13 protein-coding genes are annotated in these 13,057 nt (G+C 73.0%); 2 read left to right on the top strand and 11 right to left on the bottom strand.

The genetic code is table 11. The features are described from left to right. Window positions 1–61: 61 nt before the first annotated feature. Window positions 62–2,005 carry an AMP-dependent synthetase/ligase gene (locus ACFYU0_RS30320; RefSeq protein ID WP_389305285.1) on the bottom strand — a complete coding sequence of 648 codons (1,944 nt, stop codon included), beginning with the start codon at window positions 2,003–2,005 and terminating at the stop codon, window positions 62–64. Between the two features lie 258 nt (window positions 2,006–2,263). Next, a complete protein-coding gene (locus ACFYU0_RS30315) occupies window positions 2,264–3,562 on the bottom strand; it encodes an acetyl-CoA C-acetyltransferase (RefSeq protein ID WP_351667663.1) in 1,299 nt (432 codons plus the stop codon). A 92-nt stretch (window positions 3,563–3,654) separates the two neighbouring features. On the opposite strand from ACFYU0_RS30315, the gene ACFYU0_RS30310 reads away from it, so the two are divergent. Continuing rightward, the gene (locus ACFYU0_RS30310) at window positions 3,655–4,956 is read left to right on the top strand and encodes a 3-oxoacyl-ACP reductase (RefSeq protein ID WP_389305283.1); all 1,302 of its coding nucleotides are present in this window, start codon (window positions 3,655–3,657) and stop codon (window positions 4,954–4,956) included. Between the two features lies 1 nt (window position 4,957). Further along, complete coding sequence (locus ACFYU0_RS30305) at window positions 4,958–5,824, top strand: MaoC family dehydratase (RefSeq protein ID WP_389305281.1); 867 nt, start codon at window positions 4,958–4,960, stop codon at window positions 5,822–5,824. 23 nt (window positions 5,825–5,847) lie between these two features. Here ACFYU0_RS30305 and ACFYU0_RS30300 read toward each other — a convergent pair whose 3' ends face one another. The 9 genes from ACFYU0_RS30300 to ACFYU0_RS30260 form a co-directional block, all read right to left on the bottom strand. Beyond that, a complete protein-coding gene (locus ACFYU0_RS30300) occupies window positions 5,848–6,498 on the bottom strand; it encodes a TetR/AcrR family transcriptional regulator (RefSeq protein ID WP_351667657.1) in 651 nt (216 codons plus the stop codon). Between the two features lie 57 nt (window positions 6,499–6,555). Next, window positions 6,556–6,858 (bottom strand): DUF4229 domain-containing protein, encoded by a 303-nt coding sequence (locus ACFYU0_RS30295; RefSeq protein ID WP_351667655.1) that lies wholly within the window; start codon window positions 6,856–6,858, stop codon window positions 6,556–6,558. A gap of 99 nt (window positions 6,859–6,957) precedes the next feature. Next, window positions 6,958–7,482, bottom strand: coding sequence for a GNAT family N-acetyltransferase (locus ACFYU0_RS30290; RefSeq protein ID WP_351667653.1), 525 nt, complete (start codon window positions 7,480–7,482; stop codon window positions 6,958–6,960). Window positions 7,483–7,498: 16 nt separating this feature from the next. After that, a complete protein-coding gene (locus ACFYU0_RS30285) occupies window positions 7,499–8,158 on the bottom strand; it encodes a UdgX family uracil-DNA binding protein (protein WP_389305278.1) in 660 nt (219 codons plus the stop codon). A 40-nt stretch (window positions 8,159–8,198) separates the two neighbouring features. Further along, complete coding sequence (mqnE, locus tag ACFYU0_RS30280; protein ID WP_351667649.1) at window positions 8,199–9,362, bottom strand: aminofutalosine synthase MqnE; 1,164 nt, start codon at window positions 9,360–9,362, stop codon at window positions 8,199–8,201. A 38-nt stretch (window positions 9,363–9,400) separates the two neighbouring features. Further along, window positions 9,401–9,856 carry an Lrp/AsnC family transcriptional regulator gene (locus tag ACFYU0_RS30275; RefSeq protein WP_250401914.1) on the bottom strand — a complete coding sequence of 152 codons (456 nt, stop codon included), beginning with the start codon at window positions 9,854–9,856 and terminating at the stop codon, window positions 9,401–9,403. 61 nt (window positions 9,857–9,917) lie between these two features. Then, window positions 9,918–10,592 carry a UbiX family flavin prenyltransferase gene (locus ACFYU0_RS30270; RefSeq protein WP_351667647.1) on the bottom strand — a complete coding sequence of 225 codons (675 nt, stop codon included), beginning with the start codon at window positions 10,590–10,592 and terminating at the stop codon, window positions 9,918–9,920. Between the two features lie 68 nt (window positions 10,593–10,660). Then, a complete protein-coding gene (mqnP, locus tag ACFYU0_RS30265; protein ID WP_351667645.1) occupies window positions 10,661–11,563 on the bottom strand; it encodes a menaquinone biosynthesis prenyltransferase MqnP in 903 nt (300 codons plus the stop codon). Continuing rightward, window positions 11,560–13,017: a menaquinone biosynthesis decarboxylase gene (locus ACFYU0_RS30260; RefSeq protein WP_389305274.1), complete on the bottom strand. Its 1,458-nt coding sequence runs from the start codon at window positions 13,015–13,017 to the stop codon at window positions 11,560–11,562. The genes mqnP and ACFYU0_RS30260 overlap by 4 nt, the downstream gene beginning before the upstream one ends. Window positions 13,018–13,057: the final 40 nt, after the last annotated feature.

Genomic DNA, 13,057 nt, shown 5'->3' with positions numbered 1-13,057 from the left:
AAGGCCGGGGCGGCCGTCCCGCGCCTCCGCCCGGCTGCTCCGCCCTCTCGCGCCCGGCGTCTCAGCGTGCGTAGAGGCCTTCTACCTCCTGGGCGAAGTCCCGCATGATCCGTTCCCTGCGCAGCTTCATCGAGGGCGTCAGGTGTCCCGCCTCCTCGGTGAAGTCCACGGGCAGCACGGCGAACCGGCGGATCGACTCGGGTCGGGAGACGAGCTTGTTGGCCTCGTCCAGGGCCCGCTGCAGGACGGCCTCCAGCTCCGCGTCGCCGACCAGGAGCTCCGGCGGCACCGGATGTCTGCCGTTCATCAGGCGCCAGTGGGTGATGCCGTCGGGGTCGAGGGTGATGAGGGCGGCGACGTACGGCCGCCCGTCGCCGACGAGCATGACCTGCGAGATCAACGGGTGCTGGCGCAGCCAGTTCTCCAGCGGCGCCGGGGCCACCGACTTGCCGCCTGCCGTGATCAGCAGTTCCTTCTTGCGGCCGGTGATGGTCAGGTAGCCCTCGTCGTCCAGCTCGCCGATGTCGCCGGTGGGCAGCCAGCCGTCCCGGGTGGCGGGGACGACTCCGCCGGCCTGGGGGTCCCAGTAGCCGCGCAGCACATGGTCGCCGGAGAGCAGGATCTCCCCGTCCGCCGCGATCCGCACCCGGGTACCGGGCAGCGGCCAGCCGACCGTGCCCAGCCGGGGCTTGAGCGGCGGGGTGACCGTGGAGGCGCCGGCGGTCTCCGTCAGGCCGTACCCCTCGAAGACCTCGATCCCGGCGCCGGCGTAGAACGCGGCCAGGCGCCGGCCGAGCGGTGAGCCGCCGCAGATGACGTACTTGACCCTGCCGCCCATGGCGTTGCGGATGCGCCGGTACACCAGCGGGTCGTAGAAGGAACGGGTGGTGCGCAGCGCCCGGTTGGGGCCGCCTCCCGCTCCGGCCTGCCGGGCCTCGAGCGCCTCGCCGTACCGCACGGCCACCGTGGTCGCCCGGTCGAAGGCGCCCGCCCGGCCGCCCTCCTCCGCTTTGGCCCGCGCGGAGTTGAAGATCTTCTCCAGCATGTACGGGATGGTCAGCAGGCAGGTCGGCCGGAAGGCGGCGAGGTCGGGCAGCAGGTCCTCGGCCTTGAGGCTCGGCGCGTGCCCGAGCCGGACCCGGGCGCGGACGCAGGCGATCGCCACCATCCGCCCGAAGACGTGGGACATCGGCAGGAACAGCAGCACCGACGCCTCCTCGGCCGACGCCGTCCGGAAGACCGGGTGGAGGAGCTGGACGGCGTTGTCGACCTCGGCGAAGAAGTTGCCGTGCGAGAGGGCGCAGCCCTTGGGTCGGCCGGTGGTGCCGGAGGTGTAGATGAGCGTGGCGAGGGTGTCGGGGCCCAGCATGCCGCGGCGTACGGCCACTTCGCCGTCCGGCACCTCGGCGCCCAGCTCCGCCAGCCGGTCCACGTGGCCCTGCTCCATCACCCACAGGTGCCCCAGGTCCGGCAGCCGCTCCAGTTCGGGGCCCATCGCGGCGGCCTGGGCGCCGGTCTCCGTGACCAGGGCGACCGCGCCGGAGTCGTGCAGGATCCACCGGGTCTGGAAGACGGAGGACGTGGGGTAGACGGGGACCGTGACCAGGCCGGCCGCCCAGGCGGCGAAGTCCAGCAGCGTCCACTCGTACCGGGTCCGGGCCATCACGGCGATCCGGTCGCCCGGCGTGAGGCCCGACGCGATCATGCCCTTGGCCACCGCGAGCACCTGTGCGGCGAAGCGCGCCGCCGTCACGTCCGTCCAGCGGCCGTCGTCGGCCCTGCGGCTGAGCACGACGGCGTCGGGGTCGGCCTCGGCGTTGTCGAACGGCAGGTCGGCGAGCGAGCCGTGCGTCACCGGCGGTGCGAACGGCGGGACGTACGCCTCCCGTACCGCGCCGTCCAGTCGCCGGGTCTCGGGTTCCACCAGGACCGGCAGGCCGTCGTAGTCGGTGGCCTGGACGTGGACGCCGGAGGAGACCGGGGCGCTCGGGTGGGGGGTGGACACGGGGCGGCTCCTCGGGCGTGCAGCGGAGAACTGCTTGCTGCCTGACGTACGTGCCTCGGGCGGCGAGGCGTTCACCGGCGCTGTCCCGCGGTAAGGGGTTACCGGCGGTCAGGCTGGTGATCGTACGACTCGGCTGTGGGGGGCTTGTGCGGGTTCCGGGATGGTCCGGGAACGGGGGTGTGCATCCTCGGAGATCATGTGAGAGTCGTTCATGTTCGTTGGCTCACACGCGCCGTCCCGGCCCACCGGCCGGTGTTTTCAAGGGCGTTCCAGGATCGCGGTCACACCCTGGCCGCCGGCCGCGCACACGGAGATCAGGCCCCTGCCGGGCGCGTCCCGCTCGGCGAGCAGCTTCGCCAGGGTGGCGACGATCCGCGCCCCGGTCGCCGCGAACGGGTGCCCGGTGGCCAGCGACGACCCGGCCACGTTCAGCCGGGCCCGGTCCACCTCCGGCAGCCCCCGCTTCTCCCAGGCGGCGAGCGTGGCCAGCACCTGGGAGGCGAAGGCCTCGTGCACCTCGATCAGGTCGAAGTCGTCCAGGCCGAGGCCGGTGCGCTCCAGCAGGCGCGGCACCGCGTACGCCGGGGCCATCAGCAGGCCGTCCTCGCCGCCCGCCACGTCGCCGTGCGCGAAGTCGACGGCGGCCGTCTCGTACGCGGTGAGGAAGGCGAGGGGCTCCAGGCCGCGCGCCTCGGCCCACTCCTCGCTCGCCAGCAGGACGAGAGCCGCGCCGTCGGTGAGCGGGGTCGAGTTGCCGGCGGTCATGGTGGGACCGGGGTCCTTCAGGCCGAACACCGGCTTCAGGGCGGCCAGTTTCTCCGGGGTGGATTCGGGACGCAGGTTCTGGTCGCGGTCCAGGCCGCGGAAGGGGACGACCAGGTCGTCGAAGAAGCCCCGGTCGTACGCCGCCGCCAGCCGCCGGTGGCTGGTGGCGGCCAGTTCGTCCTGCGCCTCGCGGCTGATGCCCCAGGCGCGGGCGGTCACCGCCGCGTGCTCGCCCATCGAAAGCCCGGTGCGCGGCTCGGCGTTGCGCGGGATGTCCGGGACCAGGTGCCCGGGCCGGATGCCGGTGAGGGCCTTCAGCCGGCCGCCCGTGGTCCGCGCCCGGCGGGCCTCCAGCAGAATGCGGCGCAGCCGGTCGTTGACGCCGAGGGGCGCGTCGCTCGCGGTGTCGGCGCCGCCCGCGACCGCGGACTCGGTCTGGCCGAGGGCGATCTTGTTGGCGGCGGCGATGACGGCCTGCAGCCCGGTGCCGCAGGCCTGCTGGATGTCGTAGGCGGGGGTGCGCGAGTCGAGCCGGGAGCCGAGCACGGTCTCGCGGGCGAGGTTGAAGTCCCGGCTGTGCTTGAGGACCGCGCCGGCCACGAACTCGCCCACGGCGCCCGGCCCGTCGAGGCCGTGGCGCTCGGCCAGCCCGTCGAGGGCCGCGGTCAGCATGTGCTGGTTGGAGGCGGTGGCGTACGGCCCGTCGGAGCGGGCGAACGGCAGGCGGGTGCCGCCGATCACCGCGACGCGCCGCACCCGGGGGCGCTCGGACGGGGTTGCGAGGGGACTCATCTCGACCTGCTCCTCAGCCGTGACATAGGCTTACCTCCGGTAACCTTACTTCAGAGTAAGCAATTGCGACCGAGTCAGCACGGGAGTTGGACATGGCCGACCGCTACCTGAGCTTCACCGGCACGGCGCCGGGCCGGTTCCTCACCCGGCGCCTGGGCCTGCCCCAGCCGGCCGAGCTGCGCCGCTGGTCGGCCGAACACCCGGCGCTGGAAGGCCCGTTGCTGCATCTGACGGCCGGCGCCTCCGCCCTGGACCTGGCCCCCGTGCTGGCCCGCGCCGGTCTCGCCCCGGGCGACCGGGACCCGGCCGCCGTCGTCCTGGACGCCACCGGCGTACGGGACGTCGGGGCGCTCGCCGAGGTGCACGCGGCCCTGCATCCCGTCGTGCGGTCCGTCGCGCCGAGCGGCCGGCTCCTGGTGCTCGGCGCCCCGCTCGACCCCGCCGACCACCACCAGGCCGCCGCCCAGCAGGCCCTGGAGGGATTCACCCGCTCGCTCGGCAAGGAGATCGGCCGGGGCAGGACCGTCAACCTGGTCCGGCTGACCGACGCGGCCGCCGCCGAGTCCACCCTGCGCTTCCTGCTCTCGCCGAAGTCGGCCTACGTCAGCGGCCAGGTGGTCGAGGTCGGCGCCGGACCGGCCGCCGCACCGGCCGACTGGGCGAAGCCGCTCGCCGGCCGGACCGCGCTGGTCACCGGCGCCGCACGCGGGATCGGCGAGGCCGTCGCCGAGACGCTGGCCCGGGACGGCGCCCATGTCGTCGTGCTCGACGTGCCCGCCGCCGAGGCGGACGCCCGCCGGGTCGCCGAGCGGCTCGGCGGCACCGCCCTCGCCCTCGACATCACCGCGGAGGACGCGGGCGAGCGCATCGCCGGCGCCCTGCCCGACGGACTGGACGCCCTGATCCACAACGCGGGGATCACGCGGGACCGCCGGCTGGTCAACATGCCCGCGGACCGCTGGAGTCCGGTGCTGGAGGTGAACCTGGGCAGCGTGCTGCGCACCACCGACGCCCTGCTCGCCAAGGGCGCGCTGCGCTCCGGCGGACGGATCGTGGCCACCGCCTCCATCGCCGGGCTCGCGGGCAACGCCGGGCAGACCAACTACGGCGCGAGCAAGGCGGGCGTCGTGGGCCTCGTACGGTCCCTCGCGCCGCGCGCACTCGCGGAGCACGGGGTGACCGTGAACGCGGTCGCGCCCGGGTTCGTCGAGACCCGGATGACGGCCGCGATCCCGCTGTTCATCCGGGAGGCCGGCCGCCGGATGAACTCCCTCGCGCAAGGCGGCCTGCCGGCCGACGTCGCCGAGACCACCGCCTGGCTCGCCCACCCCGCCTCCGGCGCGGTCAACGGCCAGGTCGTCCGCGTGTGCGGCCAGAGCCTGCTGGGAGCCTGAGTTGACCGCCGTCACCCTGACCTCCGCCCCCGCGCTCGCCCCGCTGCTGGCCCGCGGGGCCCTGCGCTCGCCCTTCAAGCGCCCCTCACCGGACGCGGAGTTCCCGCGCGACCGGCTGGTCCTGCCCGGTGTGCGCGTGGACCTCGCCCGGCTGGCCGCCTACGAGCGGGTCTGCGGCTTCGCCCCCGGCGCCGACGACGCGGACGCGCTGCCCGTCACCTATCCGCACGTCCTCGGCTTCCCGCTGACCATGCGCCTGATGAGCGGGCGGGACTTCCCGCTGCCGCTGCTCGGCCTGGTGCACACCTCGATCGGGATCGTCCGCCGCGCCGGCCTGCCGGCCACCGGGGAGTACGAACTCGCCGTGCACGTCGCCGGTCTCGCCCCGCACCGGCGCGGCACCGAGGCCACGGTGGTCACCGAGCTGCGGGCCGGCGGGGAAGCCGTGTGGGAGTCGCGGAGCACCTATCTCGCCCGGCACCGGACGGACGCCGGGTCCGGCGCGGCGCCGGGGCCCGACGAGGACCGGCGGCCACCGCTCCCGGTGGCGGCCGAGTGGCGGCTCCCCGACGACCTCGGCCGCCGGTACGCGGCCGCCTCCGGGGACCGCAACCCCATCCATCTGCACCCGCTGACCGCCCGCCTCTTCGGCTTCCCGCGCCCCATCGCGCACGGGATGTGGACGGTGGCCCGCTGCCTGGCCGTCCACGGCGCGCCCGAGGCCGCCCGTGTCGAGGCCCGGTTCCGGGCGCCCGTGCCGCTGCCGGGAACGGTGGCCTACGGCACGGACGGCGCCGGCCGCTTCGAGCTGCGCGGGGCCGGGGACCGGCCGCACCTGACCGGCGAGGTGCGGGCGCTGACGCCGTAGCGTCCGCCGTCCGGACGGGGACCTCAGTCCTCGAAGCGGGGCGGGCTCCAGGGCCGGCCCTGCATCAGGTTGCCCAGGCCCGCCCAGGCGAAGTTCATCAGGGTGGCCGCCGCCTGCCGTGCCGTGGTGCCCGGGGTGGCGTTCGCCCAGGCGGCGAGCGACTCGGCGGCGCCGACGAGGGCCTCGGCGAGCCCGGCGACCTCGCGCTCGGCGAGGTCCGGATCACGGTGGGCCTCGCGGGCCGCGACGGCGATCAGCCGGGTCACGAACGCGACGATCTCCTCGCGCATCGCGGTGACCTCGGCGGCGAACAGCTCGCCGTGGGTACGCGCCTGGAGGTGCAGCACGGCCCAGCCGTCGGGGTGCTCGGCGGTGTGCGCGAAGAACGCCCGGAGCCCGTCCCAGAGCTGGCGGTCGGCGGGCAGGTCACCGCGCACGCCGGTGCGCACCGCCTCCGACAGGGCCCGGGCCTCGCGGCGGATGCACGCCGTGAAGAGGTCTTCCTTGGAGTTCAGGTAGAGGTACACCAACGGCTTGGAGACGCCCGCCAGTTCGGCGATCTCGTCCATCGACGCGGCCATGTACCCGCGCCGGCCGAAGATCCGTACGGCGGCGTCGAGCATCTGCTGCTCCCGCACCGCACGCGGCATCCGCTTGGTCTTCACGGCACCCATGGGGAGAAGCCTAGTTGCGCCGCCGGGGCGGACGGCGCGTATCGGACGGCCGGGATGTCAGGAGGCCTGGCTCCGCGCCCGGGCGGCGTCGTCCACCGCGTCGTCCTCCTGGCTGCGGTTGGAGTCCAGGTTGGCCTTCATCCGGTCCACCCGGTTCACGATACGGACCGAGGCGCGCTCCCGCTCCCGCCGCAGCACCACCCAGCTGATCGGCGCCGACAGCACCAGCGCGAGCAGCAGCACCCACAGGAAGTTGGAGTCGCCGAAGCCGCGCGGGAAGATGCCGGAGTAGACGGCTCCCCAGACGACCACGAGGCAGCCGGCGAAGATGCCGAGGCGCATCAGCGTGTAGCGGAGCATCTCAATCCACTCTTCCGTGTCGTACGGTCCGAAATCCCACGAGGGGCATCGTCCAGTGAAGCACGCCGGGCGGCCGATCTTCGCGGGGGGTCCGGGGCCTCAGGTCAGCGGGAGCAGCATGGTGACGTCGTCGCGGTGGTCGCCGGGGGCGACGCGGATGGCGCCGGGCACCCGGCCCACCTCCTTGTACCCGCAGGAGGCGTAGAAGCGCTCCAGGCCGAGGCCGCCCCGGCAGCCGAGCCGGATCGCGTCGATGCCGCCGAAGCCGCGGACCGCGTCCTCGGCGGCCGCCATCAGCTCGCGGCCGTACCCCTTGCCCTGGTGAGCGGGATGGACCATGACCGTGTACAGCCAGACCCAGTGCGTCTGCAGCCGGTGGGTGTTGAAGGAGACGAAGGCGGTGGCGGCCACCCGGCCCGCCTCGTCGTGCCCGACGAGCAGCCGCATGCCGCCGCCGGCCAGCGCCGCGAGCTGCTTGACCAGCGCCGGGCGTATGTCCTCCCGGGTCACCGGGGCCACGAAGCCGACGGCGCCGCCCGCGTTGGTCACGTCCGTCCACAGCGCGAGGACGCCCTCGTGGAGGTCAGGAGTGATCGCCGGATCGAGCGTGAAGGTAAGGGGCATGCGGGGAGTGTATCCATTACCCGAGGGCGTGTGCGGCGACGTTCAGATCCGCCACCAGGCCCTCGTACGCCGCGTCGCGGTCCTCGTCCCGCGCCCGCAGCACGGACGACGGGTGCACCGTCGGCACCAGCCGTTCCGGCCGCCCGTGGATCTCCCGCTCCAGCACGGTGCCGCGCACCTCGCCCACCCGGAACGACGACCCGAGCAGCGCCTTCCCGGCCGTGGCGCCGAGCACCACGATCAGCTCCGGCTCCACGAGGGCCAGCTCGGCCGCGAGCCAGGGCCCGCACGCCGTCGCCTCCCGGAGGGTCGGCGCCTTGTGGATCCGCCGCTTGCGCGGTTCGGCCCGGGTGAACTTGAAGTGCTTGACGGCGTTGGTGACGTAGGCGTCCGCCGGGTCGAGGCCGGCCTCCGCCAGCGCCCGGTCCAGCAGCCGGCCCGCGGGCCCGACGAACGGCCTGCCCTGCCGGTCCTCCTGGTCGCCCGGCTGCTCGCCGACGAGCATCACCCGGGCGTCGGCACGGCCGGCCCCGAAGACGGTCTGGGTGGCGTCCCGGTGCAGGGGGCAGCCCCGGCAGCCGGCCGCGGCCCGGCGCAGCGCGTCCAGGCCGGCCCCCTCCGGGACGAACGGGGCGGCGGTGTACCGCTCCTCGGGGCCGTTTCCGCTTGGACTCACGACCCCCGGGTACCCCGGTGGCCGCAGGCGGCTCGGACCCTCAGACCCGCATCGCCTGCGGGGTCTCCCGGCGCAGCGGGTCCGGGCCGTCGTACTCGCGGATGATCTCGTAGCGGGTGTTGCGCTCCACCGGACGGAAGCCGGCGTCCCGGATGAGGTCCAGCAGGTCCTCGCGGGTCAGCTTGTTCGGGGTGCCGTAGTTGTCGGCGTCGTGGGTGATCTTGTACTCGACCACCGAGCCGTCCATGTCGTCGGCGCCGTGCTGGAGGGCGAGCTGGGCGGTCTGCACGCCGTGCATCACCCAGAAGACCTTCACGTGCGGGACGTTGTCGAACAGCAGCCGGGAGACGGCGAACGTCTTCAGCGCCTCGGCGCCGGTCGCCATCTGGGTGCGCGCCTGGAGCCGGTTGCGGACCTTGCCGTCCTTCATGTCCACGAAGTCGTGCTGGTAGCGCAGGGGGATGAAGACCTGGAACCCGCCGGTCTCGTCCTGCAGTTCACGCAGCCGCAGCACGTGGTCGACGCGGTGCCGGGGCTCCTCGATGTGCCCGTAGAGCATGGTGCACGGGGTCTTCAGGCCCTTCTCGTGCGCCAGCCGGTGGATGCGGGACCAGTCCTCCCAGTGGGTGCGGTGGTCCACGATGTGCTGCCGGACCTCCCAGTCGAAGATCTCCGCGCCGCCGCCGGTGAGGGACTCAAGGCCCGCGTCGATCAGCTCGTCGAGGATCTCGGAGGCGCTCAGCCCGGAGATGGTCTCGAAGTGGTGGATCTCCGTCGCCGTGAAGGCCTTCAGCGACACGTCCGGCAGCGCGGCCTTCAGCTCGCGCAGCGAACGCGGGTAGTACCGCCACGGCAGGTTCGGGTGCAGGCCGTTGACGATGTGCAGCTCGGTGAGGTTCTCCGACTCCATCGCCTTGGCGAGCTTGACGGCCTCTTCGATGCGCATCGTGTACGCGTCCTTCTCCCCCGGCTTGCGCTGGAAGGAGCAGTAGGCGCAGGAGGCCGTGCACACGTTGGTCATGTTGAGGTGCCGGTTGACGTTGAAGTGGACCACGTCACCGTTCTTGCGGGTGCGTACCTCGTGCGCGAGTCCGCCCAGCCAGGCCAGGTCGTCCGACTCGTACAGCGCGATGCCGTCCTCGCGGGACAGGCGGACGCCCGCCCTCACCTTCTCCTCCAGCTCGCGCTTGAGCCCGACGTCCATGCCTACACCTTTCTCCGACAGCCCGACCAACGGTATCCCTAGACCTCTTCGGGCAGCTCCCCGACCCGGTTCTCCCACTTCGTGGACAGCACGACCGTGGTACGGGTCCGGGAGACGCCCTTGGTGCCGCTCAGCCGCCGGATCGTCCGCTCCAGGCCGTCCACGTCCGTCGAGCGCACCTTGAGCATGAACGAGTCGTCGCCGGCGATGAACCAGCAGTCCTCGATCTCCGGCAGGTCCCGCAGCCGCTGTGCCACGTCCTCGTGGTCGGCGGCGTCGGACAGGGAGATGCCGATCAGGGCGATCACGCCGAGGCCGAGGGAGGCCGAGTCGACGGTGGCGCGGTACCCGGTGATGACACCGGCCGCCTCCAGCCGGTTGATGCGGTCGGTGACGCTGGGTCCCGACAGGCCGACGAGGCGCCCCAGCTCCGCGTAGGAGGCCCGGCCGTTCTCCCTCAGGGCCTGGATGAGCTGCCTGTCCACCGCGTCCATGCGATCGAAGCCTTCCGCTGAAGAGTTCCCGAAGTGATGAGAGGTACTGCGACTTGCCCCGCTAGCGGCCCGCTGCGCCGCCGCCCAGTTCGCCCTTCCAGCGCCGGTACAGGCCGTGCCCGACGCCCGCCGCGTCCAGCACCCGCCCGGCGACGAAGTCCACCAGGTCCTGGATGTGGGTGGCGCCCGCGTAGAAGGCGGGCGAGGCCGGCACCACGCTCGCGCCGGCGTCGTCCAGCGCGACCAGGTGCCGCAGGGTCTGGCCGTTCAGGGGGGTCTCCCGTACGGCCACGACGAGCGGCCGGCGCTCCTTCAGTGTGACGCTCGCGGCGCGCTGCAGCAGGTCCTTGGAGAGGCCGAGGGCGACACCGGCGACACAGGCGGTGGACGCCGGGACGATCAGCATCCCGCGCGCCGGGTACGACCCCGAGGACGGTCCGGCAGCGAGGTCCCCCGCGCCCCAGTACCGCACCCCGGTGATGTCCGGCCGGAACGTCCCGGGCTTGCCGTCGGCCCCCCGGCCCAGCCATTCCGCCAGGTCCTCCCGCCAGTGCGCGTCCCGGAACGAGATCCCCGTCTCGTCCAGCAGCGTCAGCCGCGAGGCCCGGCTGACCACCAGGTCGACCGCCTCGCCGGCGTCCAGCAGCGCCCGCAGCACGGCTGCCGCATACGGCGTCCCGGAAGCTCCGGACACCCCCACGATCCAAGGCGCGCGCTGCGTTTCTCCTGCGTTCACACCTTGAGCGTACCGGCGGACCGAACCGTGTTCAGGACGGGTCGGCCCGACCGCGGCGACGCCCCCGCTCAGACCGTCAGCCCGCGCACCACCAGGTCCAGCAGCGCGCACACGAAGAGGGCGATGCCGATGAAGCCGTTGACGCTGAAGAACGCCCTGTTCACGCGGGACAGGTCGTGCGGGCGGACGATGGTGTGCTCGTAACCGAAGGCGCCCGCCACGACGACCAGGCCCAGCCAGAAGAACGCGCCGGCGTGGGTGGCGAGGGCGTACCAGACGAACAGGGCCGTGGTGACGGTGTGGCAGGCGCGGGCGCCCCACACGGCGGCCGGGACGCCGAACCGGGCCGGGACCGACCTGACGCCGATCCGGCGGTCGGTCTCGACGTCCTGGCAGGCGTAGATCAGGTCGAAGCCGCCGATCCAGACGCCCACGGCGAGACCGAGGATCACCGCGTTCCAGGACCACTCGCCGGTGATCGCCAGCCAGCCGCCGACCGGGCCCATCGCCTGGGCCAGGCCCAGGATGGCCTGCGGGAAGTTCGTGAACCGCTTGCCGTACGGGTAGACCACCATCGGGATCACCGCGATGGGCGCCAGCGCCAGGCAGAGCGGGTTCAGCAGGGCCGCGGCGCCCAGGAAGACCACGAGCGCCACCAGGGCGCCGGTCCAGGCGTGCCGCACCGACATCGCGCCGGTGACCAGCTCGCGCTGGGCGGTGCGCGGGTTGCGGGCGTCGATCTCGCGGTCGATGATCCGGTTGACCGCCATCGCGAACGTGCGCAGGCCCACCATGCAGACCGTGACGAGCAGGAGCCGGACCCAGTGGACGTTCCGGTCGAGCTGGAACATCGCGGTGAGGGCGGCGATGTAGGCGAACGGGAGCGCGAAGACCGAGTGCTCGATCATCACCAGGCGCAGGAACGCCTTGGTGCGTCCCGGCCGCGGTAGTGCCGCGGAGGCGCTGCTCACAGGCCGTACTCCTTCCAGCGGCGGTCCACCATGGCCGCCGTATCCGGGTCCGACAGGACCATCTCCGGCCATCCGCCGTCGCGCGTGTAGCCCTCCTCGGGCCACTTCCGCGTCGCGTCGATGCCCGCCTTGCCGCCCCAGAACTGCTGGTAGGAGGCGTGGTCCAGGTGGTCGACGGGACCTTCGACGACCGTGAGGTCGCGGGCGTAGTCCGTGTTGCCGAGGGCGCGCCAGGCGACCTCGTGCAGGTCGTGCACGTCGCAGTCCGCGTCCACGACCACGATCAGCTTGGTCAGGGACATCATGTGCGCCCCCCAGACCGCGTGCATCACCTTCTGCGCGTGCTTGGGGTACTTCTTGTCGATCGAGACGATCGCGCAGTTGTGGAAGCCGCCGGCCTCGGGCAGGTGGTAGTCCACGATGTCGGGGACGATGATCTTCAGCAGCGGCAGGAAGAAGCGCTCGGTGGCGCGGCCGAGGGGGCCGTCCTCGGTGGGCGGCCTGCCGACCACGATCGACTGCAGCAGCGGCCGCTTGCGCATCGTCACGCAGTCGATGGTCAGCGCCGGGAACGGCTCCTGCGGGGTGTAGAAGCCGGTGTGGTCGCCGAACGGGCCCTCCGGCAGCATCTCGCCGGGCTCCAGCCAGCCCTCCAGCACCACCTCGGCGTTGGCGGGGACCTGGAGCGGGACCGTCTTGCAGTCGACCATCTCGATCCGCTTGCCCGCGACGAACCCGGCGAACAGGTACTCGTCGATGTCGCCGGGCAGCGGGGCGGTGGAGGCGTAGGTGACGGCGGGCGGGCAGCCGAACGCGATGGCGACGGGGAGCCGTTCGCCGCGCCGGGCCGCCACCTGGTAGTGGTTCCGGCTGTCCTTGTGGATCTGCCAGTGCATGCCGATGGTCCGCCTGTCGTGCCGCTGCAGGCGGTACAGGCCGAGGTTGCGGACGCCGGTCTCGGGGTCCTTGGTGTGCGTCAGGCCCAGGTTGAAGAAGGACCCGCCGTCCTGCGGCCAGGTGAACAGCGCCGGGAGCCGGTCGAGGTCGACCTGGTCGCCGCGCAGCACGACCTCCTGCACCGGCGCGTGGTCGGGCTTCACCTTCTTCGGCGGCACGTGCGCCATCGCGCCGAGCTTGCCGAACGCCTCGCGCACGCCGACGAACCCGTGCGGCAGCTCGGGCCGCAGCAGCCCGCCGATCTTGTCGGAGATGTCGCCGTACGACTTCAGGCCCAGCGCCTTCAGCAGCCGCCGGTCGGTGCCGAAGACGTTCATCGCGAGGGGCATCGCGGAGCCCTTCACGTTCTCGAACAGCAGCGCGGGGCCGCCCGCCTTCTGGACCCGGTCGACGATCTCCCCGACCTCCAGGTACGGGTCGACCTCGGCCTTGATGCGCTTGAGGTCTCCCTCGCGCTCCAGCGCCCTGAGCAGGGAGCGAAGATCGTCGTAAGCCATGCCTCTCAGTATCGGTCACCCGATAACCTGGACCTGTCAC

Origin of the sequence: Streptomyces sp. NPDC003720 (assembly GCF_042875075.1) — a bacterium.
Classification (GTDB): Bacteria; Actinomycetota; Actinomycetes; order Streptomycetales; family Streptomycetaceae; genus Streptomyces.
This window is presented reverse-complemented; position numbering and strand designations above follow the sequence as displayed.